Origin of the sequence: Myxococcus sp. CA040A, from assembly GCF_013336725.1 — a bacterium.
GTDB lineage: Bacteria > Myxococcota > Myxococcia > Myxococcales > Myxococcaceae > Myxococcus > Myxococcus llanfairpwllgwyngyllgogerychwyrndrobwllllantysiliogogogochensis.
Genome location: NZ_JABUMR010000009.1, coordinates 67,593 through 93,703 on the forward strand (window position 1 = coordinate 67,593; position 26,111 = coordinate 93,703).

Here is a 26,111-nt window from a genome sequence, read left to right on the forward strand (position 1 = left end):
GCCCATCCGTTCGATTGGATGGGCCCCGCTGTCACATCAGAAGCGTTCGATCTGGAAGTCGTCGTCGCCGCCGGCCGCCGGTGCGGGCGCGGGGGCCGGAGCGGGAGGACGTGCGGCGGGCGCGGGGGCCGGTGGACGCGCGGCCTGGGCGGGCGCGGGCGGGCGGGCGGCGGCGGGAGCCATGGGCGGGCCCGGACGCTGGGCCTGGGCGGGCACCGGCGTGGGCGGTGAAGCCGGAGGCGGCGCGGCGGCTCCCGTGGGAGCCCCCTTCTGCGCGAAGGCGGCCGAGCCGGGAATCGGGCGGGCATCGCCGGGCTTCGCGTCGAAGTTGTCCCACTTCGAGTCGGACGTGCCGCTGATGCCGGAGAAGCGCAGCGCGAAGTCGTCCGGGTTGGACGCCTGCCGGTGGGCCTCCTCGTAGGTGACGAGTCCCTGTCGCACCAGGCTCATCAACGACTGGTCGAAGGTCTGCATGCCGTAGGAGTCGGTGCCCTGGGCGATGGCGTCGTGAATCTCCTTCGTCCGGTCCTTGTCCTCGATGAGCTCGCGCACGCGCGCGGTGACGCGCAGCACCTCCACCGCGGCCACGCGGCCCTTGCCGTCCGCGCGCGGCACCAGACGCTGGCTGACCACGCCCTTGAGCACGCTCGCGAGCTGGATGCGCACCTGCTTCTGCTGGTGCGGAGGGAAGGCGGAGACGATGCGGTTGACCGTCTCGGTCGCGTCCAGCGTGTGCAGCGTCGACATGACGAGGTGGCCCGTCTCCGCCGCGTGCAGCGCCGTCTCGATGGTCTCGTGGTCTCTCATTTCGCCCACGAGGATGACGTCCGGGTCCTGTCGCAGCGCGCTCTTGAGCGCCTGCGCGAAGCTCATCGTGTCCACGCCCACTTCGCGCTGATTCACGATGGAGCGCTTGTCCCGGATGAGGAACTCGATGGGGTCCTCAATCGTCATGATGTGGCTGGTCTCGTTGGCGTTGATGTGGTCGATCATCGCCGCCAACGTCGTGGACTTGCCGGAGCCCGTCGTCCCCGTCACCAGGACCAGACCGCGCTCCTCACCACAAATCTTCGCCAGCACCTGCGGCAGCAGCAGGTCCTGCATGGTCATCACCTTGAACGGGATGACACGCAGCACCGCGCCCACCGTGCCGCGCTGCTGGAAGACGTTCACGCGGAAGCGGCCCAGGCCCGGCACGCCGTACGCCAGGTCCACCTCGTTGCTCGACTTGAACTTCTCCTTCTGGAACTCGTTCATGATGCCGAAGGCCATGCGCGCCACCTCCTCCGGAGGGAGGCGACGACCGTCCTTCAACGGCACCAGCGAGCCATCCACCCGGAACATGGGAGGCAGGCCTGCCTTGAGATGAATGTCGGAGGCACCGCCGCGCAGGGCGATCTGGAGAATCTCATTCAGTTCCATGGGCGCCTGGAATCGTAGCAGACGCCCCCGCGCCGAAGCGACCGAGGGAAATGGTGAGTCCCGGAAAACACCACGGCGGAGACCCTCGTGAGAGAGCCTCCGCCGCGGGAGACAACCGAGCAACCAACCTGAGCGGTTAGCGCTTGGAGAACTGGAACCGGCGACGCGCGCCCGGCTGACCGTACTTCTTGCGCTCGACCGCGCGAGCATCGCGGGTGAGGAAGCCGGCCTTCTTCAGCGCCGGACGGAACTCCGGGTTGAAGGCGCACAGGGCGCGGGCGATGCCGTGACGGATGGCACCGGCCTGACCGGAGAGACCGCCGCCGCGAACGTTCACGGTGACGTCGAGCTTCCCCTTCTGCTCGAGGATCTCGAGAGGCTGATTGAGCACCATCTTCGAGGTCTCACGACCGAAGTAGTCGTTGATCTCCCGACCGTTGATGGTGACCTGACCCGTGCCGGGACGGAGCCACACGCGGGCGGTGGCTTCCTTGCGGCGGCCGGTGGCGTAGAAACCGAGCTCTTGGTGAATGGGCATGGACGTTGTCTCCCTTACGCCTCGACCGCGAACGCGGCCGGCTTCTGGGCGGCGTGCGGGTGGGTGTCACCTGCGTAGACCTTCAGCTTCGTCATCATCTGCCGACCGAGCGCGTTGCGGGGCAACATGCGGCGCACGGCGTTGAGGATGACGTCCTCGGGGTGACGCTGGCGGAGCTTCTCCAGGTTGGTGATCTTCAAACCACCGGGGAAACCCGCACGGGAGTGCCGGTAGTAGAGCTTGTCCTGCTCCTTCGTTCCCGTCACCTTCACCTTTTCGGCGTTGATGACGATGACGTGGTCGCCCGTATCGATGGACGGCGTGTAGATGGCCTTGTGCTTACCCTTGAGCAGGGTGGCAATCTGGCTCGCCGCGCGGCCCAGCACCTTGTCGGACACGTCGATGACGTGCCACTGGCGCTTGATGTCCCCAGCCTTCGCGCTGTAGGTCTTCTGCGACATTTCTTGCACTCCAAACTTCTCGCGGCCGCCAGGTGCATGCCGGGGAACCGCTGAACGTGCCTAACCAACCGCAGGTCCGCCGTTGAAACTCCACGGAGGCCTGGAAAGGCCGACCCTCCTAGTCGGCATGGGGGATCAAGTCAAGGTTGGTGGGGCCTCGCCCCTGGAAAGCCTGTCTGCCGCCCCCACCCCACCCTACCGCCCAGGCACCCCACCGCCCCCCGGAGCCCCGGGCGCCGGCTTCTTGAAGCGCTCCTTCAGGTTCGCGAAGAAGTTCTTCTCCTCCGGCGTGGGGTCACCTTGACGCGGCGCGTCCATGGCGACGTGCTCGGCGACCTCCGGGGGGAGGTCCTCCAGGAACCGGGAGGGCGTCCGGGGGACTTCCTTGCCGCGCTTCACGCGGGTGACGGCGCGCGTGAGGTACAGCGTCTCCTTGGCGCGGGTGATGCCCACGTAGCAGAGGCGGCGCTCCTCCTCGAGGTTCTGCGCCTCGCCCTGCATGCCTCCGTGCGGCATCAGGTCCTCCTCCATGCCGATGAAGAAGACGAGCCGGTACTCCAGGCCCTTGGACGCGTGCACCGTCATCAGGGTGACGCGGCGGTTGGCGCCGGGCACGTCGTCGTCCTCCTCCTGCTTCGTGTCCAGGCTGAGGCGGTTGAGGTACGTCAGGAGGCTGGCCTTGGGGCCCTCGCGCTTCTCGAAGCGCTCCAGCGAGCCGAGCACCCCATCCACGCCCTTGAGCTTCTTGTCCGCGCTGGTGGCGCTGGGCGCGTGTGCGCGCGTGGCCTCGCGAAAGCCAATCTCCTCCAGGAGCTTGCGCGTCACGGTGGCCAGCTGGCCGTGCTCGTACGCGGCGCGGTAGCGCTCCACCAGCTCCACGAACTCGCGGACCTTCTCGCCGGCGCCGGGGGGCAAATCCTCGTACTCGGTGGCCTTGCGCATCACCGTCCACAGGGTGACGCCCTCGGAGCGCGAGTGCCCGTGCAGCCGCTCCATCGTCACGTCGCCGATGCCCCGGGACGGGACGTTGACGATGCGCATGAGGGAGATTTCATCCAGCCGGTTCACGATGACCTTGAAGTACGCGATGACGTCCTTCACCTCGCGCCGGTCGAAGAACTCGCTGCCGCCCACGACTTCGTAGGAGATGCCCTTCTCGCGCAGCATCTCCTCCACCGGGTGGGACTGGCCGTTGGTCCGGTAGAGCACCGCGATGTCGTCCTCGAGGACGCCCAGCGACACGTGCTTCTGGATTTCGTGCGCGACGAAGCGGGCCTCCTCCTCGTCATTGGGGCACGCCACGACCTTGACCTTGGGGCCGCCCTTGCGGTCGGTCCACATCTGCTTGGCCTTGCGCTCGGGGTTCTTCGCGATGACGGCGTTGGCCGCGTCCAGCACCATCTGCACGGAGCGGTAGTTCTGCTCCAGTCGCACCTCCTTCCCACCCGGGAAGAAGTGGTCGAAGTGGAGGATGTTGCGCACCTCCGCGCCGCGCCACGAGTAGATGCACTGGTCGTCGTCACCCACCGCGCACACGTTGCGCGACTCGCCGGCCATCAGCTTGAGCACGTCGAGCTGGGCCATGTTGGTGTCCTGGAACTCGTCCACCAGGAGGTAGCGGAAGCGGCGCGTGTACTTGACGTAGAGGTCCGAGTGCTCGCGTAGCAGCCGCGCGGGCAACAGGAGCAGGTCATCGAAGTCCACCGAGCCCTGCGCCTTCAGCGCGAGCTGGTAGCCCGGGTACACCATGTGGGTGATGAGGTCGTAGTCATCACCGATGCCCTCCGGCTTGGGCTCCGGGGCCTTGCCGGAGTTCTTCGCCTTGGAGATGAGGTTGAGCACCTTGCGCGCGTCGAAGGCGCGGTCGTCGATGCGGTGCTCGCGCATGGCGCGGCGGATGATGGCCAGCTGATCACCCATGTCCGCGATGGCGAACTTCTTGGGCCACCCCAGGCGATGGATGTCCTCGCGGAGCATCTCCGCGCCGAAGGCGTGGAAGGTGCACACCAGCACGCCCTGCGCGCGCGGCCCGGCCATGTGGACCAGGCGCTCCTTCATCTCGGTCGCCGCCTTGTTGGTGAAGGTGACGGCGAGGATGTTGCGAGCCAGGATGTGGTCTGGTCGCTCGTTGAGCAGGTGGACGATGCGGTGGGTGATGACGCGAGTCTTCCCGCTGCCAGCACCCGCGAGGACCAGCAAGGGCCCCTGGAGGGTAACCACGGCCTCGCGCTGCGGAGGGTTGAGCTTCGAGAGGTCCATTGCGCGCGGGCCGGGGATACCCTTTGATTCGTCCGTGCGCGACAACTTTCTCCTCCGCCTCACCGCCGCCCTGCTCGCGCTCGCTCCAGGTGTCGGATGCCTGGACCGTGACGGCGCCTCACGCGAGGTGGAAGCCTCCGTGCCCGCCGCGAGCGCGCCCTGCGTGTACTTCAAGACGCTGGCCCCCTTCCTCCCAGAGACGCTGGAGGGGTTCACCGTCGCGCGCACCCAGGGCTCCACCGGCAAGTACGGCGAGGTGTCCGTCTCCGAGGCCGAGCGCCTGTTCACCCGAGGTGAGGGACGAGAGGTGAAGGTGCGCATCGTGGACACCACGATGGGCGAGAAGATTGGACAGGCCATCCGCGACGCGGCGGAGCGGGCCAAGGACCGGGCACCCAGCGACCCGGCGGCCCCCATCCACTGGAAGGACGCGGTGGGCTTCGTGAGGTACGACGCGGAGGAGTCGCTGGCGGAGGCCAACCTGCTGGTGGGCGACCGCTTCGTGGTGGCCGTCACCAGCCGGGGTTTCCCGGGTACGGTGGAGGTGCGGCGGGTGGCGCGTGGAATCGACCTGGCCGGGCTGGCCCGGCTTCAGTGAGCCCCGACAATGGGCAAGGAGTGTCCCGGGTGGTGAAGGAGAAAGGTACGCGGCCCGACGCAGTGGATCCGCTCGCCGCGGAGAAGGCCGCACGCGCGTTGGTGGCGACGCTCGGCAAGCGGGAGTTCCTGGAACAACTCCAGAAGCTCACCAAGAGCTTTGCGTCGGACCCCGGCAACCCCGGCTCCTACGCATGCGAGGGATGTCAGCGCTGCGCCAACTGCATGTTCTGCAAGGACTGCGACAGCTGCTTCCAGTGCACCCACTGCACGCGGTGCGAGCTGTGCAACAACTGCTCGCACTGCGTGGAGTGCAAGAGCTGTCACGCGTGCGCCTACTGCCTGCAGAGCGAGAACTGCACCACCAGCGCGTACCTGGTGCTCTGCCGCAACCTGCAGGACTGCAACTACTGCTTCGGCTGCGTGGGGCTGGCCAAGAAGGACTTCCACATCCTCAATGTCCCCTTCCCTCGAACCGAGTACTTCAAGGTCGTGGGCAAGCTGCGCAAGGAGCTGGGGCTGTCGTGAGCAGCCCCGTCGTCCCCGTGCGCGCTGCTAGAGGGCGCGCACGTAGAGGGCCTTGAGGTACTCCGTCTCCTGCAACCCACCGAGCACCGGGTGGTCCAGGCCCGCGCCCCGGCGCTCCAGAATCTGAATCGGGCGCTTGGCGTCCGCCGCGGCGCCGAGCAGCATCTCCTCGAAGCCCGCGCGGTCCAGCTTGCCGGAGCACGAGCAGGTGACGAGCAGTCCGTCCGGCTTCAAGCAGCGCAACGCGCGCAGGTTCAGCTCGTGGTAGGCGCGCAGCGCGGTCTCCAGTCCCTCGCGGCGCTTGGCGAGCCCCGGCGGGTCCAACACGATGGTGTCGAAGCGCCGGCTCTGTGAGTCGAAGCGCTTGAGCACATCGAAGGCGTTGGCGTTCTCCACGCTGACGTTCGTCCGGTTGTTGGCGCGGGCGTTTTCGCCGATGCGCGCCGCGGCCTTCTCGTCCTGCTCCACCGCGAGCACCGACTCGGAGTTGCGAGCCAGGGCCAGCGCGAAGCCACCGTGGTAGCTGAAGAGGTCCAGCGCCTCGCCGCGCGCCAGCTCTCCGGCGCGCAGGTGGTTGTCCACCTGGTCCAGGAAGGCGCCCGTCTTCATGTCGCCCAGCAGGTCCACTTCGAAGCGGTTGTCGCCCTCGTGGTACGTGAAGCGAGACTCGCCCTCGCCGTGCAGGAAGCGCGACTCGCGCGGAAGGCCCTCGAAGTCGCGGCCGGAGGCGTCGTCGCGGCACACCACGTGGGTGGCGCCGGTGAGTTCCACCAGCATCTTCGCCAGGGACTCCTTGCGGGCGTCCATGCCCTCGGAGAGCGTCTGGAGCGTCAGGCCCTTGCCATAGCGGTCCACGAAGAGGCCGGGCAGCTGGTCCGACTCACCATGCACCAGCCGCAGACCGTCGCGCCCGGACAGCGAGGACCTGCGCGCGAGCGCGGCCTCCAGGCGACGACGGAAGAAGAGGTCGTTCACCGGCTGCTCGCGAGGGGGCTTGCGCGTCAGCAGCCGCAGCGCCAGCGGGGAGCGCCGCGCATAGAGGGCCTGGCCAATGGGGTTGCCCTGCGAGTCCACCACCAGCACCACCGCGCCAGGGCCCGTCACGTCGGGGGGGGCGGCCAGCTCGGTGCGGTACAGCCAGGGGTTTCCGGTGCGCAGGGACTTCGCGCCCTTGGGAGTCGTACGTGCCACGGGAAGCGTTACGTTGATGGCCATTCGCGTCACTCCAGGCCGCGCGCGGCCAGTTCTTCATCGTCCTCCCCTCGCAGATGCCCGATTTCGTGCAGCAATGTCACGCGAATCTGCTCGCGCAGCTCCGCCGGCGTGCGCACGGCCCTCGCCAGGTTGCGTCGGTAGAGCACCACGGAGCGGCACGGTGTCTCGGTTCCGTCGCACGGCGCGCCCAGCGGCGGCCCTCTGAACAATCCAAGGATGGTGGGCGACAGCGGAGGCTGGTTGGCCAGCAAGTCACCCTCGGCGGGCAGCTCCTCCGCGGTGACGGGCACTCCCTCCAAGTCGCCCCGCATGTCCACGGGCAGCTCCGACACGGCCCGCGCCACGTCCACGCGGAAGGCGTCCTCGCCAGGCAGGGGCGGCGTCGGGAAGTCCTCCGGCGCCAGGCTCCGGGCCTTGTCGAAGTGGACCTGCGCCTGCTTCCACTTCCCCTCTCGCTCCAGCAACAAGCCCAGGTGCTGGTGCGCATGCGCGGCGCGCTCCGCGTCGGACACGAGCCCCTGGAAGGCCACCTTCGCCTCGGCGAAGCGACACAGCTCGAAGAGGGCCAGGGCCCGCTCGTAGAGCGCTTCCCGGCTGCCCGGCTCCCGGGCCAGGACGATGGCCGCGCGCGCCAGGGCCTCTTCCGACTGGCCCAGGTCGTTGAAGGCCATGGCCGCCACCAGCGCCAGATGCGGAATCAGCTCCGGAGGCGTGCCGGGCTGAGACAGGCCGCGCTCGGCGTAGAGCGTGCCCAGTTCGTCTCGCTCGCGCGTGGAGGGCAGCTGCACGGCATAGAGGTGCGCCGCGCCCAGCAGCGCATCCGAGTCCCCCGGGTCGATGGCGAGCGCCCGCGCGAAGGCGAGCTGGGCCTCGGGCTCGCGTCCCAGCGCGGCCAGCGCCACGCCGCGCTCGGCATGGGCCGCCGCGAGGTCCGGCTCCAGGGCCGCCGCCTGCGCCGCGCACGACAGCGCCTCCTCGAAGCGACCTCCGTCGTAGTACCCGCGCGCCGCGTCCAGCGGCGAGCTGCCCTGCGCGCGACACACCGCGAGCGGCTGCACGGGACGCGAGGCGACGTCGGCACCTTCCGCCGGGGAGGCATTGGCCGCCGGGGCCTTCACCGAGGACACCTCCGGCGGACCGGCGTCTCCCGTCTCCGGGGCCGAGGCGTTCCGCTTACACGCGGTGAGGAGAAGGCAGAGGGCGAGCAGACCGCGCCGCGACATGGGGCGTCAGGCTACGGCATCACCTCGTGGCCGGGAAGCGGGGACGTGCATGCTCGCTCGGCAGGCGGCATCCCCGAGCGCGCTCGGGTGAACTAGGGTGGGAGCCCCATGAGAGACTTGATTCTGGCGTCCACGTCCAGCGCCCGCCGAGCGCTGATGGATGGCCTGGGCCTGCCCTACCGCACCCAATCCCCAGGGGTGGACGAGACAGTGGCTCCCCACCTGTCCGCGAAGGAGGCCGTCCGGGAGCTGGCGGCCCGCAAGGCCCGCGCGGTCCACGCGCGCAACCCGGACGCATGGGTGCTGGGCGCCGACCAGCTCGTCGAAGTCGCCGGCGAGACGCTCACCAAGCCCGATAACCGCGACGCCGCGCGCGGGCAACTGGGCAAGTTGCTGGGCCATACCCACGACATCCACACCGGCGTCTGCCTCGTGGGCCCCGGAGGCCACGTCAGCGAGGCCGTGGAGACCGCCCGACTCACCTTCCACGCCGTGACGCCCGACGAGTTGGAGCGCTACCTGGACCTGAACGAGTGGGAGGGCTGCTGCGGCAGCTACCGCGTGGAAGGCGCGGGACAGGCCCTGCTGGCGCGATTGGACGGAGACCGCTCCAACGTGCAGGGCCTGCCCATGGTGACGGTGGTGCGACTGCTGCGGCAGGCCGGCTTCCCGTTCTTCGAGCGCCGGTAGTCCGCCCCTCCGTCAGCCCGCGGTGGACAACTCCGCGAGAATCTCCTGATACGCGGCGCGGGCCTTGTCGGACTGGTCCGCCTTGAAGCTGGCCGCCGCTACCACTGGGTGACCGCCACCGCCGAACCGACCGGCAATCGCCGACAGGTCGTGCTTGCGCAGCTCCGGCTTCCACGGGTTGGAGCCGAGCGACACCTTGGCTCGCGACGCGCCCTTGCCCACCCACAGCGTGTAGCGCGCATCCGGATAGAGCGCGTACGCGATGAACTTGTTGAGGCTGTCGACGCCCTCGTCCACCAGGTCGAAGAAGACGACGCCGCGCTCGTAGCGGGCCTTCGCTCGCACCAGTTCGATGTGGCCCTGGTGACGCGAGAGCAGCGGGGCCAGCGGCGTGGCGATGAGCGGCGAGGCGGCGAGCTCCGCGAGCGATTCCGACTGCATGCGCCGGATGACCTCGGGGATGAGCGCCGGGTCCTTGTTCGCCTCCAGCACCGTCATGATGCGCAGCGCGGGCTCCTCCAGCGCCACCGCCATCTGGGGCGACGGAAACTGGGCGCCGTCGATGATTTCGGCCCAGTGGATGAGGTCCGAGAGCGACGACGCATCCCAGCCGAAGCGCTCGTGCGCCACGTCCGCCAGGTACTTCGTGCAGCTCTTGCGGTGCCCGTCGTGGAACTTGCGCCCGCTCGTGTCCGCACGGAAATGCGCCTCGTCCCCTGGCTGCTGGAAGGCGGAGGCATGGTGGTCGAACCACCACGTCAGCCGCGCGTCCTGGCTGTAGCGGAAGTCGACGATGACGTTCTCCTCGCCAGTGAAGACCGCCGGGTCGATGCCCTCCGCGCCCGGCTTGTGATTCAGGCCCTGGTAGCCAAAGGCCGCGTCCGCGCGGACGCGCTCCCGATAGAAGCGGGAGAACACCGCGGCGCTCGCGGCACCGTCGAAGCAGTTGTCGTGAAAGAGGACCTGAACGTTCATGGCGGGCTGCCCTTTACTGCAACGCGAGTCCCTCGCCCACCGCCGCGAAGGCCGCGGCCCCCTGCGCATCGCCCGTCTGTACATCACCCGACCCGGCGGCGACGACGGCCAGCCCCACCAATCGACCATCCGCCAGCAGCCCGCAGCCCAGCGTGCCTCGCGCCCCCGCCGACGTGTTCAGCGCGTAGAGCTGCGTGCGGCCACCCAGCGCCGCGGGCGCGGGCCGCGTCAACGGCGCATTCGACGCCCCACCCAACGAGCGCAGCAGGCCCTGACACCCCGCCGCCAGCGACACACCCGGCGAGCGCTCCACCCACAAGAGACCGAAGCGTCCCCGCGCCACGTCGCCGAAGCCCACGCCGCTGCCGTTCAGCGTCGCCGTGGGCAGCACCAGGTGCGTGGAGAGCTGCTCGCGCGTCAGCCGCTCCCACCCCACGGGCAGCTCCAGCCGGTATCCCAGCTCGCTGCCGACCAGGAGCTGGCGGACGCCGCCACCGCCCCCCGGAGTCAGCGTCCCCGGAATGGCGAGGAGCACCGACGACGCCAGCGCCACGGCGAGGCCCAGGCCCAGGCCCACGTACCGCCGCGCGGCGCCAGGCTCGCCCAGCACCAGCGTCAGCGCCACCAGTCCCAGCGCGAAGTAGGCCACGTGCACCGGGGCCGTCGGCGCCGCGCGCGCAAGCCAGGCCGTGGCCAACAGCTGCACCACCAGCCCCGTCTGCGCGAGCCCCTTCGCGGGCCCCCGGTTGACCACCAGCACCAGCGCGAGCACCAGGTCCAGCGCCACCAGCCCGTACGTCCACGAGGGGTCCTGGAGCGAGCCCAACACGCCACCGGCTCGCAGGAACCACGCCGCCGCGCTCGCCCCCAGCACACCCGCCACGGGCCCTGGATGGGCGGACACCGCGCTCGTCACCAGGTCGCCACCGAACACCGTGGCGTCGTCGTCCACCGCGTCCCCCAACCTGTCCAGCCGCGTGCGGCCGACCTTCTTGTAGGACTGGAGATGATCGAACGGCTCACCACAGGCGGGACAGGCCGTGGCACCCCGGGGAATGGGGCTATGACCGCAGCTCGGGCAGAGGGTCTGAGGCATGCGCCGGCGTATACCGCACTGAACACTCCGCCCACGAGAGCGCGACTCGCGTGTCAGCCTCACCCCGCAGTGCCAATTTTTCGACCAAAAGGGCGGGGCTCGAATGACACCTGAGTCATTCAAGACTGAGCACACTCGCAGTCCTTGCGGCTTCTGGCCGACTCTCGACTCTTGAACGAAACGTCGAGATTCCCGGGCTGGCTGAACGAAAAATCTCGACAGAACGAGGAATCGGTTCCGAACCCCGACGTTTACCGTGAGGTGGTGAACCTGGAACCCTGCTTCACTACAGGGAAATCCCGTAGAGCAGGTTACCTGCCAGGTGAGCCTCCGACTGGCACCTCGTCTGCATATGTCAGACCCCAGGTGTACTCACCCGCGCTGAACCGCGTGGTGGGAGGAGCACATGGCCAAGAGGACGACACGCAAGAGCGTCACGGTCCGCAGGCAGGGTCGCCGGGTGATGCCCGCGCTCCGGCGGACGGCTCAGCGGGCCCGGGTGGCCGCGGAGAGGGCCCAGCTCACCGTAGGGGAAGTCATCGCCGCGGCCTTCGACACGGCTGGTGGCGAGCTCGGTGAGGCGCTGGAGGTAATGACCTCGCCCCAGATGGCGCGGGCCCTGGGGCGCCGCATCATCGTCGTAGGTTGAAGCGCGACAGCGTCCCAGGCTTCCTCGGGCCGCACCCTCGACTCGGGACGCGGCCGGGAGGTCTGGGTGTCAGTCTCCCGCCAGCAGCTCGCTGGTGTAGTTCTGCTGGGTAGGCTCGCCCGCGAGCGCGCGTGAGAAGTCCTCGGCGTTGTTCGGGTGCACCAGGAAGGTGCCCGCGCGCGTCTCCAGGCGCACAGGCTCCACGTCCGGGTGCGGGTCAGCGGCCACGGTGCCACCGCCGCCATCGTCCAGCCGCGCGGTCGGCACGGTGGCACAGCCAGCGAACAGCAGGACACCGAGCGTCACGAGGCCAGTCTTCATCCGAGTCCTCCGGGGCACGGCCCATACGCATGTGGCGGACCGAGGGCCCCTGCCTATTCCGGTGACACCCCGAGCCGCAAGGCTCGATGCGTCGCACGCGAAGGACGGAAGGTCCGCGCCCCGGACACTTCACCGGAACGCGGGCCGAGCACGGAGAGGGATGGCCGGGACTGCCTGCGCGGCCGGCTATGGCCCGACGTGTCGCTCGCGACGGACGGCAGACCCGCGCCCGGGACTCCACCGGAATGCGGGCCGAGCACGACTCGGACTACCGGGGCTGCCAGCGCGGCCGAGCAGTGCTCGACGCGCCGCTCGCGAAGGACGGCAGACCCGCGCCCCGGACACTCCACCGGAACGCGGGCCGAGCACGACTCGGACTACCGGGGCTGCCAGCGCGGCCGAGCAGTGCTCGACGCGCCGCTCGCGAAGGACGGCAGACCCGCGCCCCGGACACTCCACCGGAACGCGGGCCGAGCACGACTCAGACTACCGGGGCTGCCAGCGCGGCCGGTGGTCGTCGCTGTCACCCGTCTGGAGGGTGTAGCCCGCCCTGGGATGGACGATGGCCGCGTTCACCGGAGCGCCAGTGGCGGGGTCGACCTGCTGGACGTTGAGCTGCCCCGCCTTGATGAAGGCAACGAAACGTCCGTCCGGAGAGAACGACGGGAGCGTGCCGTCATCCGCGAGCCGCACCTCGGTGCCCGTGGCGGTGCCATCCTGCGGATTGATTGCGCGCAGGAAGACGGCGTTGCCCGGTCGCGTCTGGCAGGGAGAAACGCCCCCGCCGCACAGCACGGCATCTCCCGTGGTGGGCTTGAAGTAGTACGCGCGCACGTACGCGGACCAGGTCCCATCCGGAGCCCAGATGGGACTGGCGATGAACGAGTCGATGGTGCCATCCGTGGACGTCTCCGTGGAGACATCCGCGATGAGCTGGGGCTGCCCACCCCCCGTCACGTTGAGCGAGTACAGCCGGAACAGCGGCACGGGGATGGCGTCCCCGGCGAACGTCACCATTTCGTTGTTCGGGTTGGACAGGAACAGGAGCTGGGAATTGACGTGGTTGTAGTGCGCCTGCTCCGCGGTGGCCCCCGAGTTGGCCAGGGGCGTCGGCGAAGCGCCGAGGCTCGAGGTCAACAGGCCCTCGCCCGTCACGTTGTAGACGAACGTCGTGCCATCCGGAGCCCAGTCCGGGAACGCGCCCGTCGTCGTGGCCTGCGATACCACACTGCCCGCGGGGTCCGTCGACACCACGGAGATGCCGGAGCGGCTGCTGCCGTTCTGCCGCACCCAGGCGATGGAGCTGCTCGGCTCCCACTCCATGGAGCGGAAGCTCTCCGTGTTGCCCGAACCACCATCCGCGAGGACCAGGGCCTGCCCCTGAACGAGCGGAACATCGCGCACCGTCAGGTCACCCGCGACCTTCTCCGTGGACGTGTCCACGGCCCCCTGCGCGAACGATACTCGCGTGCCGCTCGGTGCCCAGCGCGGGTAGCGGCTGTCCGTATCCCCGTCCGACAACGCCGTCATGCCCGGCGTGTCGTAGCGCATGACGAGCGCCTTCGAGACACCCGCGTCGTCGCGCCCCGTCACTGCGACATGCTGCGCCTGACACGTCAGGGGCGTGCCCTCACAGCGCAAGCCCGCGATGCAATCCGCGGAGGCCGCGCAGCTCTCGCCCTTCCCCGCCGTGCCCTGGCCTCCACCATCCGCCGGGCCCGCATCCGGCACGCCCGCGTCAGGCTCTCCCGCATCCGGGACACCCGCATCCGGCTCTCCCGCGTCCGGCTCTCCCGCGTCCGGCTCGGGAGGAGCGGGAATGGGACGCTGCTCACATTCATTGTCGGCGGTGCAGACCCACTCCTGCCCCTCGGCGGGCTGGCCATTGTCCGCGCGACAATCGAACTGGTCGACGCACTCGTCAGCACACCCCGACGAGAGTACCCACAGCGCGCAACACAGCGCCCCGACGACTCGCTTGTCCATATTGCCCCTCCAAAAAAGAGGAGGGCGTATAGCCTCGGGAAAATGACCGCGATGGTTCCCCGGGGTGGGTTCCAGAAGCGTGTTCCTGATTGAACGGCGATGCCCCACGGCGTGATGAATGATCGACACCCACTGCCATCTCGATGCGACGCGATTCGATGAGGACCGAACCTTCGTGCTGGAGCGAGCCTGGGCCGCGGGACTCCAAGGCATCCTCATCCCCGGCGTGGGCACGCATGACTGGGAACCCTTGCTGGAGCTGTCCCGGAACGAGCCCCGCATCCAGGTAGGCCTGGGCATCCACCCCCAGCTCCTGCCGGAGATGACGCCCGAGGAAGACGACGTGGCGCTGGAGTTGCTCGACGCGCTGTTGTCGAAGGGCGGCGCGGTGGCCGTGGGCGAGTGCGGACTGGATGGCCCGTCCCTTCCCGGCGCGCCGCTGGAGCGACAGGTGTCGGTGCTCCGGAGGCACCTGGCGCTCGCTCGCAAGCACCAGCTCCCCGTGTTGATGCATTGTCACCGACTCCATCCCGCGCTCATCGAGCTGCTCAAGCAGGAGCAGATGCCGGAGGCGGGCCTGCTCATGCACAGCTACAGCGGCGGCGTGGAGCTGGCGCGCTTCTATCTCCAGAAGGGCTGCCACTTCTCCTTCGCGGGCCCGGTGACGTGGGCGGAGGCACGCAAGCCGCTGGACGCGCTGCGCGCCATTCCCTTGGAGCGACTGATGGCCGAGACAGACGCCCCGGACCAGGCGCCCACGCCCCACCGGGGGGGCCGCTCCGAGCCGGCCTACCTGCCCCACATCCTGGAGGGGATGGCCCGCGTCCGGGGGGAGCCCCTCGACGAGGTCGCCCAGCGGACGACCGAGAATGCCCGCAGGCTCTTCCGGGAAGGTTTTCCCCCCGCTTCGCGGTAGGCGAGCGGTCGCGTTATAGAGGACTCCCATGAACCCGCAGCCCCCACCGCCCGCCCCTCCCCAGCCCGAGACCCCGCCCGCCGCCACGACGGCCACGCCGAATGCGGCCACGGGCTCGCTCGCCAGGCCCTTCAAGCTGTCCCGGCGCTTCGACCGCACGGGCCGACTGCTGGGCGACACGGCGATGGAGCGGCTGGCCAACGCACGCGTCGTGGTGTTCGGCCTGGGCGGCGTGGGCAGCTACGCGGCCGAGGGACTGGTGCGCAGTGGCATCGGCCACCTCACGCTGGTGGACCACGATGACGTGTGCGTCACCAACACCAACCGCCAGCTCCACGCGACGGTGAAGGCCGTGGGCAAGCCGAAGGCGGACCTGATGGCGCAGCGCTGCCGGGAGATCAACCCGGAGGCGAAGGTCGAAGCCGTGCGCGAGTTCTACCGCGAGGAAATCGCGGAGCAGATGCTCCAGGCCGGCCAGTACGACTTCGTCGTCGACGCCATCGACAACGTGAAGGCGAAGCTGCACCTCCTGCACCGCTGCGTGTCGCTGGGCATTCCCGTGGTCAGCTCCATGGGCGCCGCCGCGCGACTGGACCCCACCGCCATCCGCGTGGAGGACCTGTCCGAGACGCACATGGACCCGTTCGCCAAGGACATCCGCAAGCTGCTCAAGCGCAAGTACGGCGTGGAGACGGACCGGCACACCGGCATCACCGCCGTCTACTCCATCGAAGCGCGGCGCATGCCCGTGGCCCTCAACTACGACGACTCCACGGACGGCTTCCTCTGCGTGTGCCCGAACGACAACGACTTCCACACGTGCGACCACCGCACGCAGATTGACGGAAGCGTGTCCTTCGTCACGTCGTGCTTCGGGATGAACGCGGCCGGCGTCGTCGTGCGCCGGCTCGCCTCCACCCGCTGACGCCTCACGCCACCTGCTGGGACGAGGACTGCTGCGCCGTCACGGCGGCCTCGCGCCCACAGGGACGACGGAAGACGCAGCGCACGCACGGAGACAGCGACTCCGAGGTCGGAAAGGCGGACGCGTCCAGCGGCGTGTTCGTCGCCGGGTCCTTCAAGAGCGAGCGCATCTTCGCCACGCTCGTCTCGAAGTGCTGGTGGAAGGACGCCATGGCGCCCAGGTCCACCTGGACGTCCTGCTCCTTGCCTTCGTTGAGGTACACCAGCGACGCGCGCACCTTCTCCACCGGGAAGCGGTAGCGCTGCGACACGTAGAGCGCGTAGCCGAGCACCTGCTCGTCATAGCCATCGCGAGACTTGCCCGTCTTCCAGTCCACCACGACGGGCGTGCCGTCGGCGTCCACGAAGGCGAAGTCGGGGATGGCGAACACCTTCAGCCCGTTCAGCGTGAAGTGGGCGAAGTCGAAGCCCGCGTCGACCTCCAACCACTGCTCGGGCTTGAGGCTCTTGGCGATGACGGGCCAGCGCGACGTGAAGAACCACGCCAGCGCCGCGCGCACCGTCTCCCAGTTCTGCTTCCAGGCCTCGTCCGGCAGCACGTCGCCGTACTCGTGCTCGACGAGCCCGGTGAACGGCTTGCGGTACTTCTGCGACCAGTAGAGCTTCCCGCGCGAGTGCCGGAAGTCGTCCTGCATCACCTTGCGAGCCCGGGCCTCCACCGCGGCCGGGTCGACAGTGCGCCCCGCGCGCCAGTCCAGGAGCACGTCCTTGATCTGCTCGTGCACGATGCTGCCCGCCCAACTGAAGCGGTTGGCCAGCTTCTTGAGCACGTACAGCTCTCGCACGTCCTTCGGCGCGTCCGCCTCCCACCCGCCCCACGAGCGGTAGTAGTAGAAGTAGTAGGAGCGCAGGCATTCGGAGAACTTCTCGTGGCGGCTCTTGGACCAGGAGAAGTCGTTGCTGAGAGGGGGGCGCCGCATGGAAGCGGCGCATCCTAGGCGTTCGCTCGCTCCGCCAGAAGGGGAACAGGCAGGGAAACGAGCCCCCGGAGCGGGTTGAATGACAGTCCGGGTGCGCAACCCTGGGAGTATGGTCCCCGCCACCATGAAGAGCCAACCCTTCAAGGAGCGAGTCGTCCTCATCACAGGAGCGTCCAGCGGCATCGGCCGCGCGGCGGCTCGGGCCTACGCGGCGGCGGGGGCGCATGTCGTGCTCGCCGCCCGGCGCCTGGAGCGACTGGAGGATGTGGCCCGTGAAGTGGAGTCACTCGGCGTCAGGGCACTGTCCGTGCGGTGCGACGTGACGCGCAGCGAGGACGTGGAGCACCTCATGCGCGAGACACATGCCGCCTTCGGTGGGCTGGACGTGCTGGTGAACAACGCGGGCCAGGGCTTGTACGGCCCCCTGGCGTCCATCAGCGAGGAGCAGCTTCGGCAGGTCTTCGAGCTGAACGTGTTCGCGCTGTGGCGGGTGACTCGCGCCGCGCTGCCACTGCTGCGCGGACGGCGCGGAGCCCAGGTGGTGAATGTCAGCTCTGTGCTGGGACATCGCGGGTTGCCGTTGCTGGGTGGGTACTGCGCGTCGAAGGCCGCGGTGAACGCGATGACGGAGTCGCTGCGCACGGAGCTGGCGACGGAAGGCATCCGCGTGCTGCTCGTGTCTCCGGGCTTTACCGAGAGCGAGTTCCGCGAGCACCGGCTGAACGCGGAGGGCTGGGCGCAGGAAGCCGTTCCGTTGAAGGCCATGTCGTCGGAGGAAGTCGCCCAATCGATGGTGCGCGCGAGCGTGCGAGGACGGCGCGACACCATCCTCACCCTCCCCGGACGCGTCATGGTACTGGCCAACCGATTCGTCCCCGGCCTGTTCGACCGTGTTGCCCACCGCATGGCCAACCCCGTGAAGAAAGACGCATGAGTCCCCGCAGTCGCCCCACGAAGCGCGCCGCAACACCGGACACCCAGACGCAGCTCGGAATGCTGGACTCGGGTGCGGCGCCCCCGGCCGAACCCACGACGGAGCAGGACCGGAACATGGTCCGTCCGCGTCGAGGTCGTCCGCCGCGCAAGCCTGAAGCCTTGCCCGCACAGTCTTCAGTCCCCGTTGCCGCGATGACTCATGAGGCCACACCCGTGGAGCCTCCTCGTGCGAAACGCGGTCGTCCACCGCGTACCGTCGTGTCGGCCCGTGTTCCCACGGTGACTCCGAGCACCGCGCACCTCGCCTCGGTCCGGACACCGCTGTTGGACTGGTACGACCGGAACAAGCGCGACCTGCCCTGGCGCCGCACGAAGGACCCGTATGCCATCTGGCTGAGCGAGGTCATGCTTCAGCAGACGCAGGTGGCCACCGTGATTCCCTACTGGGAGCGCTTCCTCGCGCGATTCCCCACGGTGCTCGCCCTGGCCGCCGCTCCGCTGGATGACGTGCTCTCCGGATGGAAGGGCCTGGGCTACTACTCCCGCGCGCGCAACCTGCACCGCGCCGCGCAGGAAGTGGTGTCGCGATTCGGCGGCAAGCTGCCCTCGACCGCGGCGGAGCTACTCTCGCTCCCTGGCTTCGGCCGCTACACCTCCGGCGCCGTGGCCTCCATCGCCTTCAGAGAACAGGCTCCGCTCGTCGATGGCAACGTCGCGCGCGTGCTGTCCCGACTCTTCGAAGTGGAAGGTCTCCCCGGTGACCGCGAGCGAGAGGCCACGCTCTGGGAACTCGCCACCCTGCTGGTGAAAGGCGAGCGGCCCGGCGACTTCAACCAGGCGCTCATGGAGCACGGCGCCACGACGTGCCGCCCGGAGAACCCTCTGTGTCTGTTGTGCCCGGTACGCACCGGCTGCGTCGCCTTCCGCAGGGGCCGCGTGGACGAGCTGCCACCCGCCAAGGTGCGCGCCGCGCCAAAGAAGCTGACGCTGGCCCTCGCCGTGTGGGCCCACGCGGACACCCTGTTGTTCGCTCGCCGCGCGGACTCCGGCCTCTTCGGGGGCCTGTGGGAACTCCCCGCCGCCGAGGTGGATGAGGACGCCACCGAAGCGGAAACCACGCTCCGCCTCACTGGCGCGCTGGGCGCCGGCGTGAAGCTGGAGGCCATGCTGGGCACGGTGAAGCGGCAGCTCACCCATCGAGACCTCACACTGCGCCTCTACCGGGTATCGGGGCCGCTGCGCCCCACCCGCTCGGCGGCATTCCAGGAACTGCGCTGGTGCACACCGTCTGAAGCGGCGACCCTCGGCATGAGCACCGCGATGCAGCGCGCGCTCGAAGCAGCGATGACCGCGCTGAAGTAGGGGGCCGTGCCTGCTCGCCCTGCCTCGCGAGTCACGTCAAATCCGCGTCACGCGCCCGCGCTGTCCACCGCGCGACACGGCGTCACTCGTCATGTTGCGTCGCCAACCCCCAACGCATCAGGTCGCTTTCGCGTGCACCTCTCGAGACTCAAGCTTCGCGCGCCCTTTCCCGGAGGCGCCTCGATGGCTCGCAACAACACACAAAAGTCGACCCCGCATACGGCGACGCAGCCCACGGAACACGCCAACGGGTCCAAGGCCTCACGCGGCCCCATTCCTCACGAGCAGATTGCCCGGCGCGCCTACGAAATCTATCTGGCACGAGGCGGCAACCACGGCAGTCACGAGCAGGACTGGCAGCAGGCCGAACGAGAGCTGAGGCTCGGCCGCCAGTAGACACGCCTCGCTCCGCGCCTTTCGGCGTGGAGCAGCCGACACCGGAGCGCGGACGGCCTCCGTGGCCGCCTTGCTCGGTGCGGAGGCGGCGAGTGCGGCATGGGGCGCTCGGCTTCGAGCGCTCCACTCGGCCTCTGAGGCCGCCTTGCTCAGTGCGGCGGCGAGCGCAGCATGGGGCGCTCGGCTTCGAGCGCTCCACGCGACCTCCACCGTGCCGCCTTGCTCAGTGCGGAGGCGGCGAGTGCAGCACGGGGCGCTCGGCTTCGAGCGCTCCACGCAGCCTCCGCTGGGCCACCTTCAGCTCGGAGAGGACGCGCTCCGCATCCACCACCGAGCGCATGGCCAGTCCGCACGCGGGCGTCAGCAGCACCGTCGACACGGCCCGAGGGAACGTGAAGCCGCGCGGCAATGCGGCCTTCAGCGAGGCCTCCACCGAATCCGCCAGCTCTGTCACCTCGTACGTCGACGCCAGGTCCGTGGGAATGATGCCCAGGCTCAGCGTCGCGCCCGAGTTCAGGTAGCGCTCCAGCGCATCACCCTCCTCCAGCATCGCATCCAGCGACAGCCGCACATCCAGCGACAGCAGGTCCGGCTGCACGTCCAGCAGCGCGGCCCAGTCCGTGTTGCCACAGCAGTGCAGCCCCACCAGCGCGCCTTCACGCTGGAGCGCCACCACCAAGAGCCTCAGCTCCTGGAGCGCCAACAGGTGACGCGGCTGGACGCGCTGGAAGGCATAGAGCCCCGGCTCATCCAGGAAGAACAGCGGCGTGGTGCCCGCGCGCCGCAGCGCCTTCACCATCGCCAGCGAGCGCGCCAGCACCAGTCGGAAAATCACCTGGTCCAGTCCGGGTACCTCCAGCGCGGACAGGCCCGAGTCCGTGCGCGCCACCGAGCGCACCGTGAACGGCCCCGCGAGCTGCGCCTTCGCGAACGCCAGCTTGCGATGCTCCACTTCCCACAAGAAGGGACGCCACGCCCGGCACGCCTCGGGGGTGGGCTCGTACGCCTCCAGCGTCCCCGCCGCGAGGGCCGCGTCCAGCTTGGCTTCGAACTCGCCGCGCCCCTCCTCCCAGGCCTTCAGGTCCACCGTGCACAGGCCCTCCTCGTCGAAGCGCAGGCCCGGCAACCCCTCGAGCGCCGCCGGAATCATCAGCTCCGACGGCTTGCCCACCGGAAGCTGCGGGAGGAACGGGATGTCCATCGACAGGGCGACCTGGAGCCCCAGCTCCACCTGCGTATGGGGCAGGCTTCCAATCCCCGTCGTGGCACAGGCGGGCAGCAACTGGACGGCTCGGCGGATGTTGGGCGCGCTCATGGCCGGCGAGTCTACCCGCTCCCTCCGCCAGCGGGGCACCTTGGGCCTCCCCAGGCGCCGGGCCTTCTCTGAACGAGACGACCTCATCCTTGCCAGGGGCCCCCTGGGGCGTCCCAAGGAGGAGGAATCCGACATGGTGCTTCCAATCTGGCGAGCAGGCGTGCTGCTGGCGACCTTGGGATGGGCTGCCCCCTCCCTCGCGAAGGACACCCAGGTGCGTAAACAGCAGCAGCCGGCCCCGTTTTTTGGCGCCCCCGGCCTCACTGTCCGAGGCGGTGTCACGGCGTACACCGGTGACTTGGGCATGGAAACGGATGTGGGCACGTTCCTGGGGCTCCAGGCGGATGCGCAGCTGTTGCCCGCGGTGGGCCTGGAGCTGGGCTACGAGGGCTCCGCCAACGGCTTCGCGGACATCGACAACGCGACACTGTGGCGCCACAACCTGGGAGCGCTGGCCAAGGTGGGCCCCACCGTCCGGGAGAACTGGAAGCCCTTCCTCGGCGCGGGCGTGGGCGTCAGCTACCTGGACGCGACCTCCGAGGCCAACGCGCGCCAGTTCGACGACACCTTCCTGGCCGAGGTGCCGCTCACCGCCGGAGTCGAGTACCGCTACAACGGCGTGACGGCGGGCGCGCGTGCCACCTATCGCGTGTTCGCCGGTGGCGGAGACTTCGCCCCCGGCGCCGATGATGACGGCGACCTCTTCAGCGCCGGGCTCAGCCTGGGCGGCCGCTTCTGACGGACTGCCCGGGCCTCAAGCCACTTCCGCTCGAGTCACGGGCGTCCAACGCCAGCGGGCGGTGCTGACCACCGCCCTGGCGTCACGGCACCTTCCGCTCACGTCACGGAGAAGTACGACGCCTGCTGATGGTGGAAGACGAGGGCGGACACGGAGGCCTCCGGCTCCATCATGCAGCCGTCGGTGAGCTGCACGCCGATGTCCTCCGGTCGCAGCGCGGTGAAGAGCTTCGACTGGTCTTCCAACCGAGGACACGCGGGGTAGCCGAATGAGTAGCGCTTGCCCGCGTACTCCGCGCGGAAGCGCTCCAGCATCGTCATGTCCGGCTTGTCCGGCGTGCCCCACATGCTGCGCAGCTGCGTGTGCAACAGCTCCGCGTAGCCTTCGGCCGTCTCCAGCGCGAGCGCCTGCACCGCGTGCATCTTCAGGAACTCGCCCTTGGCCTTCATGCCCTCGGACAGCTCGCGGATGCCAGAGCCCGCCGTCACCACGAACATCGCCACGTTGTCCGTGGGCATGCCGCGCTCCAGCGGGCGCAGGTAGTCGGCCAGGCACAGCCCTCCCTCGCGGTCCTGCCGGGGGAAGTCGAACGACGCCGCCTCCTTGCCGGTGCTCCCGTCGAAGAGCACCACCCGGTTGCCGTCGCTGCCCGCCTTGAAGAACTGGAACACCGCGCGCGCCTGCATCAACCCACCGCGCAGCATGCCCTTGAGCTCCTCCACCGCCTCCTTCAGCGCCAGCGCCTTGCGCCCCTCCTCCGTCTTCGCCAGCTCCGCTTCCGCCGGAGTCCCCAACGCGCGCGACGACGTGCGCAGGCCCAGGTGCCGGCCGTACAGCATGACCGGGTTGATGAACTTCCAGATGTGGTCCAGCGGCGTGTTCGTCAGCACGTGCCGCTCCCAGTCCGGCGCCGAGGGCACCGTGTCCAGGATGCGAATCTCCGCGCTGCGCGCACGCGACGTCTGGGCCTCCACGCGAGGACGCTCTTTCACCTCTTGCGCCAGCTTCACGCGCCGCTCGGACAGCTCTCCGCGCAGCTTCTCGTGCGAGGACGGGTCCACAATCTGCTTCGCCAGGTCCAGGCCGCTCATCGCGTCCTGCGCGTAGGCCACCGTGCCGCCGCCGTACGCCGGAGCGATGTTGCGGTCCACGAAGTTGCGGCTGAGCGCCGCGCCGCCCACCAGAATCGGCACGCTCACACCCGCGCGCTTCAAGTCCTCCGCCGTCGCCACCATCTGGTGCGCGCTCTTCACCAGCAGCCCCGACAGGCCGACGATGTCCGGCTTGTGCTCGCGCACCGCCTGCACCAACTGCTCGGGCGGAACCTTGATGCCCAGGTTCACGACCTGGAAGCCGTTGTTGGCCAGGATGATTTCCACCAGGTTCTTCCCGATGTCGTGCACGTCACCCTTCACCGTGGCCAGGACAATCTTGCCGCGCATCGCCGCCTGGGCGGCGCTCATGTGCGGCTCCAGGAAGGTCACCGCCGCCTTCATCGACTCGGCGCTCTGGAGCACCTCCGCGACAATCAGCTCGTTGGCGGCGAAGAGCCGGCCCACCTCGTCCATGCCCTTCATCAACGGCCCGTTGATGATGTCCAGCGGCGCGTACTTCGCCATCGCCGCTTCCAGGTCCGCGAAGAGGCCGTCGCGCGAGCCCTCGATGATGTAGCGCTGGAGCCGCTCCTCCAGCGGCAGCGTGCTCACCTGCGCCTTGGGCGGCTTGCGCTCGCGGAAGTGCGCGGCGAACGGCGTCACCGGGTCCGTGCCCCGGTTGTAGAGCAGGTCCTCCGCCAGCTTGCGCTCTTCCTCGGGCAGCGACGCGTAGCGCTCCAGCTTCTCCGAGTTGACCAGCGCCATGTCCAGGCCCGCCTGGACGCAGTGGTACAGGAAGACGGAGTTGAGCACCTCGCGGCCCGCCGTCGGCAGACCGAAGGACACGTTGGAGATGCCCAGCACGGAGCGGCACTGAGGGAAGCGCTGCTTGATGAGCCGCACGCCCTCCACCGTCTCCACGCCGCTGCCCGTGTACTGCGCGTCACCGGAGGCGCACGGGAAGACGAGCGGGTCGAAGTACAGGTCCTCCGCCTTCATGCCGTACTTCTTCGTCAAGAGCTCGAACGAGCGCTCCGCGACCTCCAGCTTGCGCTGGCGCGTCACGGCCATGCCAATCTCGTCGATGCAGCCCACCACCAGCGCCGCGCCGAAGCGACGCGCCAGCGGCACCACCTTCTCGAAGCGCTCCTCTCCGTCCTCCAGGTTGACGGAGTTGATGATGGCCTTGCCCTGGCTGTACGTCAGGGCCATCTCGATGACGCGCTCGTCGGTGGAGTCAATCATCAAGGGCACACGCACCTTCTTGATGACCACCTCCAGGAACTCGCGCATGTCCTCCAGCTCTTCCCGGTCCGGGTTGGCCAGGCAGATGTCGATGATCTGCGCGCCCCGCTTCACCTGCGCGCGGGCAATCTCCGACGCGTCCTCCAACTGCCCCGCGACGATGAGCTCCTTGAACTTCTTGCTGCCGATGACGTTGGTGCGCTCGCCGACGATGACCGGCCGCATCTCGTCCGTCACTTCCAGGTAGTCCACGCCAGACAACGTGGAGCGGGGCTTGGGTGTGGACGCGCGCGGCTTCAGGCCCTTCACCGCCTGGGACAACGCGCGGATGTGGCCCTCCTGCGTGCCGCAACAACCACCCACCACGTTGAGCCAGCCCTGCTCGCAGAAGCGCGTGAGCGAACGCGCGAGCATCTCCGGCGTCTCCAGGTAGTTTCCGTTCTCGTCCGGCAGGCCCGCGTTGGGCACGCACGACACCGGGAACGGGCTCAGCGCCGCCAGCGAGCGCAGGTGGTCCGTCATGAAGTCCGGACCCGTGGCGCAGTTGAGCCCCAGGTACAGCAACTCCACGTGCTCCAGCGACGTGGCCAGGCTCTCCACGCTCTGGCCCGCGAGCATGGTGCCCATGGGTTCAATCGTGCCGGACACCGCCACCGGCAGCGAGTAGCCCAGCTTGCGGAACGCGCGGTCGATGCCCAGGAGCGCCGCCTTCACGTTGCGCGTGTCCTGCGCCGTCTCCACCAGGAGATAGTCGGAGCCGCCGAGCGCGAGGCCCTCGGCCTGCACGGCGAAGTTCTCCACCAGCTCCTCGAAGGTGATGCCACCCGTGACGCTGATGGCCTTGGTGGTGGGACCCACCGAGCCCGCCACCCAGCGCATGCGTCCGTCCTTCGCCTCGGCCTCGGCGGCGGCTTCACGCGCCAGTCGCGCGGAGGCTGCGTTGATTTCGAGCGCCTTGTGCCCCAGGCCGAACTCGTTGAGCACCACCGGCGTGCCGCCGAAGCTGTCGGTCTCCGTCACGTCCGCGCCCGCCGCGAAGTAGCGCGCGTGGATGTCCCGGATGATTTCCGGCCGGGTGAGGACCAGGTTCTCGTTGCAGCCCTCGAACTCGGCGCCGCCGAAGTCCGCGGCCTTGAGGTCCAGTTGCTGCAGCAGCGTGCCCATGGCGCCGTCGAGCACCAACACGCGCTCACGCATCGCGGTGCGCAGGGCCTCCACGCGACGACCGTTCTCTCCAGAGGGGGGCGGAAGGGCAGTGGGACTCGTCATGATGGCTTCACTCCAGTCAGCAGAAAGACTCGAAAAGGGCTGGCACCCTCGCGGGCATGCGCCTCGCGGGTGAGCGACGCGAAACCCTGCTCGCGCAGCGCCGTCTCCAGCTGTGACGGCTCGAAGCCCAGGTGGCGGTGGCCCAGCCGCTCCACCACCCAACGCTCGTCATGCGGCATCAACTCCAGCAGCACCAGCCGGCCGCCCGGCTTGAGCAGCCGCGCCGCCTCCGCCAGCACACAGGCGGGGTCCTCCACGTGGTGGAGGCTCTGCGAAATCACCACGAGGTCCATCCGCCCCGACCCCAGCGACAGGTGCTGAAGGTCCTCGCACAGGAAGGTGACGTTGGCGGCGTGCTCATTGCCGGCCCGCTCGCGCGCCTGCTCCAGCGCCACGGCGTTCTGGTCGATGGCCCACACGTGCCGCGCCCACCGGGCGATGGCCACGCTCAAGACGCCCGTGCCACAGCCGAAGTCCGCCACGTCCAGGGGCGGCAACAGCGACGCCAGCGCGCCGGCCCACAGGAACCAGGACTGGCCCGGCTCCAGGAGTCGCTCGTTGAGCGCCTGCCGGTCCGCCCGCGCGCGCAGCAAGTCCATCAACCGCGCCGAGTCACCCGCCGCGTCCTCGGCCTCCCTCGCCAGTCGGATGAGGGGCCAGCGCGTGTCATCCCCCTCCAAGGCCAGCGAGTAGTAGCTGAAGCCCGCCTGCCGCTCCTCGCGGATGAGCCCCAGCCCCTTGAGCTTTCCCAGATGGTGCGACACCGACGACTGCGCCACGCCCACCAGCGACACCAGCTCCGTCACGTTCAGCGGAGCCTCCGCCACCAACCGGAGGATGCGCAGCCGCGTCGGGTCCCCGAGGGCCCGGAAGGATTGGGACAGGGCTTCCATATCGCCGCATCAACATACGTCGATGTCTCACTGGTGGCCAGCGGACTTTCGACGCACTGCGTGCTTCATGGCGGACAGTGGT

Annotated in this window: 24 protein-coding genes; 10 read left to right on the forward strand and 14 right to left on the reverse strand. The window is 69.1% G+C overall.

What is annotated here, in order from left to right:
* Window positions 1–36: 36 nt before the first annotated feature.
* From HUA75_RS35855 to HUA75_RS35870, 4 genes are all read right to left on the reverse strand, one after another.
* Window positions 37–1,422, reverse strand: a complete 1,386-nt coding sequence (locus tag HUA75_RS35855) for a type IV pilus twitching motility protein PilT (RefSeq protein WP_174464180.1) — start codon at window positions 1,420–1,422, stop codon at window positions 37–39.
* A gap of 136 nt (window positions 1,423–1,558) precedes the next feature.
* A complete protein-coding gene (rpsI, locus tag HUA75_RS35860; RefSeq protein WP_046712181.1) occupies window positions 1,559–1,960 on the reverse strand; it encodes a 30S ribosomal protein S9 in 402 nt (133 codons plus the stop codon).
* 14 nt (window positions 1,961–1,974) lie between these two features.
* Window positions 1,975–2,421 (reverse strand): 50S ribosomal protein L13, encoded by a 447-nt coding sequence (rplM, locus tag HUA75_RS35865; RefSeq protein ID WP_141649452.1) that lies wholly within the window; start codon window positions 2,419–2,421, stop codon window positions 1,975–1,977.
* Between the two features lie 195 nt (window positions 2,422–2,616).
* On the reverse strand, window positions 2,617–4,680 hold the full coding sequence (locus HUA75_RS35870; protein WP_174488969.1) for an ATP-dependent helicase: 2,064 nt from the start codon (window positions 4,678–4,680) through the stop codon (window positions 2,617–2,619).
* Between the two features lie 34 nt (window positions 4,681–4,714).
* On the opposite strand from HUA75_RS35870, the gene HUA75_RS35875 reads away from it, so the two are divergent.
* Window positions 4,715–5,278, forward strand: coding sequence for a hypothetical protein (locus HUA75_RS35875; RefSeq protein WP_246137789.1), 564 nt, complete (start codon window positions 4,715–4,717; stop codon window positions 5,276–5,278).
* 29 nt (window positions 5,279–5,307) lie between these two features.
* Window positions 5,308–5,805 carry a caib/baif family protein gene (locus HUA75_RS35880; protein ID WP_174458550.1) on the forward strand — a complete coding sequence of 166 codons (498 nt, stop codon included), beginning with the start codon at window positions 5,308–5,310 and terminating at the stop codon, window positions 5,803–5,805.
* Window positions 5,806–5,832: 27 nt separating this feature from the next.
* Here the strand turns inward: HUA75_RS35880 and HUA75_RS35885 are convergent, their stop codons facing one another.
* Complete coding sequence (locus tag HUA75_RS35885; protein WP_174458549.1) at window positions 5,833–7,020, reverse strand: class I SAM-dependent rRNA methyltransferase; 1,188 nt, start codon at window positions 7,018–7,020, stop codon at window positions 5,833–5,835.
* 5 nt (window positions 7,021–7,025) lie between these two features.
* Entirely contained in the window at window positions 7,026–8,243 is a 1,218-nt protein-coding gene (locus HUA75_RS35890; protein WP_141648510.1) for a metallopeptidase family protein, read from the reverse strand.
* A 108-nt stretch (window positions 8,244–8,351) separates the two neighbouring features.
* Here HUA75_RS35890 and HUA75_RS35895 point away from each other — a divergent pair, with 108 nt between their 5' ends.
* Window positions 8,352–8,933, forward strand: a complete 582-nt coding sequence (locus tag HUA75_RS35895; protein WP_141648509.1) for a nucleoside triphosphate pyrophosphatase — start codon at window positions 8,352–8,354, stop codon at window positions 8,931–8,933.
* 12 nt (window positions 8,934–8,945) lie between these two features.
* Here HUA75_RS35895 and HUA75_RS35900 read toward each other — a convergent pair whose 3' ends face one another.
* The gene (locus tag HUA75_RS35900) at window positions 8,946–9,908 is read right to left on the reverse strand and encodes a DHH family phosphoesterase (RefSeq protein WP_141648508.1); all 963 of its coding nucleotides are present in this window, start codon (window positions 9,906–9,908) and stop codon (window positions 8,946–8,948) included.
* 13 nt (window positions 9,909–9,921) lie between these two features.
* Window positions 9,922–11,004 carry a zinc ribbon domain-containing protein gene (locus HUA75_RS35905; RefSeq protein WP_141648507.1) on the reverse strand — a complete coding sequence of 361 codons (1,083 nt, stop codon included), beginning with the start codon at window positions 11,002–11,004 and terminating at the stop codon, window positions 9,922–9,924.
* Window positions 11,005–11,410: 406 nt separating this feature from the next.
* Between HUA75_RS35905 and HUA75_RS35910 the strand changes: the two genes are divergently transcribed.
* The gene (locus HUA75_RS35910; RefSeq protein ID WP_141648506.1) at window positions 11,411–11,653 is read left to right on the forward strand and encodes a hypothetical protein; all 243 of its coding nucleotides are present in this window, start codon (window positions 11,411–11,413) and stop codon (window positions 11,651–11,653) included.
* Window positions 11,654–11,722: 69 nt separating this feature from the next.
* On the opposite strand, the gene HUA75_RS35915 is transcribed toward HUA75_RS35910, so the two are convergent.
* Both HUA75_RS35915 and HUA75_RS35920 read right to left on the reverse strand, forming a co-directional pair.
* Window positions 11,723–11,974, reverse strand: a complete 252-nt coding sequence (locus tag HUA75_RS35915; protein ID WP_141648505.1) for a hypothetical protein — start codon at window positions 11,972–11,974, stop codon at window positions 11,723–11,725.
* 486 nt (window positions 11,975–12,460) lie between these two features.
* Window positions 12,461–13,960, reverse strand: coding sequence for a PD40 domain-containing protein (locus HUA75_RS35920; protein ID WP_174458546.1), 1,500 nt, complete (start codon window positions 13,958–13,960; stop codon window positions 12,461–12,463).
* A gap of 118 nt (window positions 13,961–14,078) precedes the next feature.
* Here HUA75_RS35920 and HUA75_RS35925 point away from each other — a divergent pair, with 118 nt between their 5' ends.
* The gene (locus HUA75_RS35925; RefSeq protein ID WP_174488970.1) at window positions 14,079–14,876 is read left to right on the forward strand and encodes a TatD family hydrolase; all 798 of its coding nucleotides are present in this window, start codon (window positions 14,079–14,081) and stop codon (window positions 14,874–14,876) included.
* Between the two features lie 28 nt (window positions 14,877–14,904).
* Window positions 14,905–15,801 carry a ThiF family adenylyltransferase gene (locus HUA75_RS35930; RefSeq protein ID WP_174458544.1) on the forward strand — a complete coding sequence of 299 codons (897 nt, stop codon included), beginning with the start codon at window positions 14,905–14,907 and terminating at the stop codon, window positions 15,799–15,801.
* Window positions 15,802–15,805: 4 nt separating this feature from the next.
* On the opposite strand, the gene HUA75_RS35935 is transcribed toward HUA75_RS35930, so the two are convergent.
* Window positions 15,806–16,780, reverse strand: a complete 975-nt coding sequence (locus HUA75_RS35935; protein ID WP_141648125.1) for a PD-(D/E)XK nuclease family protein — start codon at window positions 16,778–16,780, stop codon at window positions 15,806–15,808.
* 109 nt (window positions 16,781–16,889) lie between these two features.
* Here HUA75_RS35935 and HUA75_RS35940 point away from each other — a divergent pair, with 109 nt between their 5' ends.
* The 3 genes from HUA75_RS35940 to HUA75_RS35950 all read left to right on the forward strand — a co-directional run bounded on the left by HUA75_RS35940 (window position 16,890) and on the right by HUA75_RS35950 (window position 19,474).
* Window positions 16,890–17,714: an SDR family oxidoreductase gene (locus HUA75_RS35940; RefSeq protein WP_174488971.1), complete on the forward strand. Its 825-nt coding sequence runs from the start codon at window positions 16,890–16,892 to the stop codon at window positions 17,712–17,714.
* A 194-nt stretch (window positions 17,715–17,908) separates the two neighbouring features.
* Window positions 17,909–19,078 carry an A/G-specific adenine glycosylase gene (mutY, locus tag HUA75_RS35945; RefSeq protein ID WP_217446453.1) on the forward strand — a complete coding sequence of 390 codons (1,170 nt, stop codon included), beginning with the start codon at window positions 17,909–17,911 and terminating at the stop codon, window positions 19,076–19,078.
* A 183-nt stretch (window positions 19,079–19,261) separates the two neighbouring features.
* Window positions 19,262–19,474: a DUF2934 domain-containing protein gene (locus HUA75_RS35950; RefSeq protein ID WP_141648123.1), complete on the forward strand. Its 213-nt coding sequence runs from the start codon at window positions 19,262–19,264 to the stop codon at window positions 19,472–19,474.
* A 223-nt stretch (window positions 19,475–19,697) separates the two neighbouring features.
* Here HUA75_RS35950 and HUA75_RS35955 read toward each other — a convergent pair whose 3' ends face one another.
* On the reverse strand, window positions 19,698–20,789 hold the full coding sequence (locus HUA75_RS35955) for a hypothetical protein (protein WP_141648122.1): 1,092 nt from the start codon (window positions 20,787–20,789) through the stop codon (window positions 19,698–19,700).
* Between the two features lie 133 nt (window positions 20,790–20,922).
* On the opposite strand from HUA75_RS35955, the gene HUA75_RS35960 reads away from it, so the two are divergent.
* Window positions 20,923–21,528 (forward strand): outer membrane beta-barrel protein, encoded by a 606-nt coding sequence (locus HUA75_RS35960; RefSeq protein WP_174488972.1) that lies wholly within the window; start codon window positions 20,923–20,925, stop codon window positions 21,526–21,528.
* Window positions 21,529–21,626: 98 nt separating this feature from the next.
* Here HUA75_RS35960 and metH read toward each other — a convergent pair whose 3' ends face one another.
* Both metH and HUA75_RS35970 read right to left on the reverse strand, forming a co-directional pair.
* Window positions 21,627–25,136: a methionine synthase gene (gene metH / locus HUA75_RS35965; RefSeq protein ID WP_174488973.1), complete on the reverse strand. Its 3,510-nt coding sequence runs from the start codon at window positions 25,134–25,136 to the stop codon at window positions 21,627–21,629.
* Window positions 25,133–26,029 (reverse strand): metalloregulator ArsR/SmtB family transcription factor, encoded by an 897-nt coding sequence (locus HUA75_RS35970; RefSeq protein WP_174458540.1) that lies wholly within the window; start codon window positions 26,027–26,029, stop codon window positions 25,133–25,135. The genes metH and HUA75_RS35970 overlap by 4 nt, the downstream gene beginning before the upstream one ends.
* Window positions 26,030–26,111: the final 82 nt, after the last annotated feature.

What these genes read in the sequence shown, in the direction of transcription:
- HUA75_RS35870 (WP_174488969.1), bottom strand. Translation starts at nt 4,680, where the DNA reads ATGGACCTCTCGAAGCTCAACCCTCCGCAGCGCGAGGCCGTGGTTACC.
- HUA75_RS35930 (WP_174458544.1), top strand. Translation starts at nt 14,905, where the DNA reads ATGAACCCGCAGCCCCCACCGCCCGCCCCTCCCCAGCCCGAGACCCCG.
- HUA75_RS35970 (WP_174458540.1), bottom strand. Translation starts at nt 26,029, where the DNA reads ATGGAAGCCCTGTCCCAATCCTTCCGGGCCCTCGGGGACCCGACGCGG.
- HUA75_RS35895 (WP_141648509.1), top strand. Translation starts at nt 8,352, where the DNA reads ATGAGAGACTTGATTCTGGCGTCCACGTCCAGCGCCCGCCGAGCGCTG.
- rpsI (WP_046712181.1), bottom strand. Translation starts at nt 1,960, where the DNA reads ATGCCCATTCACCAAGAGCTCGGTTTCTACGCCACCGGCCGCCGCAAG.
- HUA75_RS35900 (WP_141648508.1), bottom strand. Translation starts at nt 9,908, where the DNA reads ATGAACGTTCAGGTCCTCTTTCACGACAACTGCTTCGACGGTGCCGCG.
- mutY (WP_217446453.1), top strand. Translation starts at nt 17,909, where the DNA reads ATGACTCATGAGGCCACACCCGTGGAGCCTCCTCGTGCGAAACGCGGT.
- rplM (WP_141649452.1), bottom strand. Translation starts at nt 2,421, where the DNA reads ATGTCGCAGAAGACCTACAGCGCGAAGGCTGGGGACATCAAGCGCCAG.
- HUA75_RS35885 (WP_174458549.1), bottom strand. Translation starts at nt 7,020, where the DNA reads ATGGCCATCAACGTAACGCTTCCCGTGGCACGTACGACTCCCAAGGGC.
- HUA75_RS35940 (WP_174488971.1), top strand. Translation starts at nt 16,890, where the DNA reads ATGGTCCCCGCCACCATGAAGAGCCAACCCTTCAAGGAGCGAGTCGTC.
- HUA75_RS35890 (WP_141648510.1), bottom strand. Translation starts at nt 8,243, where the DNA reads ATGTCGCGGCGCGGTCTGCTCGCCCTCTGCCTTCTCCTCACCGCGTGT.
- metH (WP_174488973.1), bottom strand. Translation starts at nt 25,136, where the DNA reads ATGACGAGTCCCACTGCCCTTCCGCCCCCCTCTGGAGAGAACGGTCGT.
- HUA75_RS35935 (WP_141648125.1), bottom strand. Translation starts at nt 16,780, where the DNA reads ATGCGGCGCCCCCCTCTCAGCAACGACTTCTCCTGGTCCAAGAGCCGC.
- HUA75_RS35915 (WP_141648505.1), bottom strand. Translation starts at nt 11,974, where the DNA reads ATGAAGACTGGCCTCGTGACGCTCGGTGTCCTGCTGTTCGCTGGCTGT.
- HUA75_RS35950 (WP_141648123.1), top strand. Translation starts at nt 19,262, where the DNA reads ATGGCTCGCAACAACACACAAAAGTCGACCCCGCATACGGCGACGCAG.
- HUA75_RS35955 (WP_141648122.1), bottom strand. Translation starts at nt 20,789, where the DNA reads ATGAGCGCGCCCAACATCCGCCGAGCCGTCCAGTTGCTGCCCGCCTGT.
- HUA75_RS35960 (WP_174488972.1), top strand. Translation starts at nt 20,923, where the DNA reads ATGGTGCTTCCAATCTGGCGAGCAGGCGTGCTGCTGGCGACCTTGGGA.
- HUA75_RS35910 (WP_141648506.1), top strand. Translation starts at nt 11,411, where the DNA reads ATGGCCAAGAGGACGACACGCAAGAGCGTCACGGTCCGCAGGCAGGGT.
- HUA75_RS35920 (WP_174458546.1), bottom strand. Translation starts at nt 13,960, where the DNA reads ATGGACAAGCGAGTCGTCGGGGCGCTGTGTTGCGCGCTGTGGGTACTC.
- HUA75_RS35905 (WP_141648507.1), bottom strand. Translation starts at nt 11,004, where the DNA reads ATGCCTCAGACCCTCTGCCCGAGCTGCGGTCATAGCCCCATTCCCCGG.
- HUA75_RS35855 (WP_174464180.1), bottom strand. Translation starts at nt 1,422, where the DNA reads ATGGAACTGAATGAGATTCTCCAGATCGCCCTGCGCGGCGGTGCCTCC.
- HUA75_RS35925 (WP_174488970.1), top strand. Translation starts at nt 14,079, where the DNA reads ATGATCGACACCCACTGCCATCTCGATGCGACGCGATTCGATGAGGAC.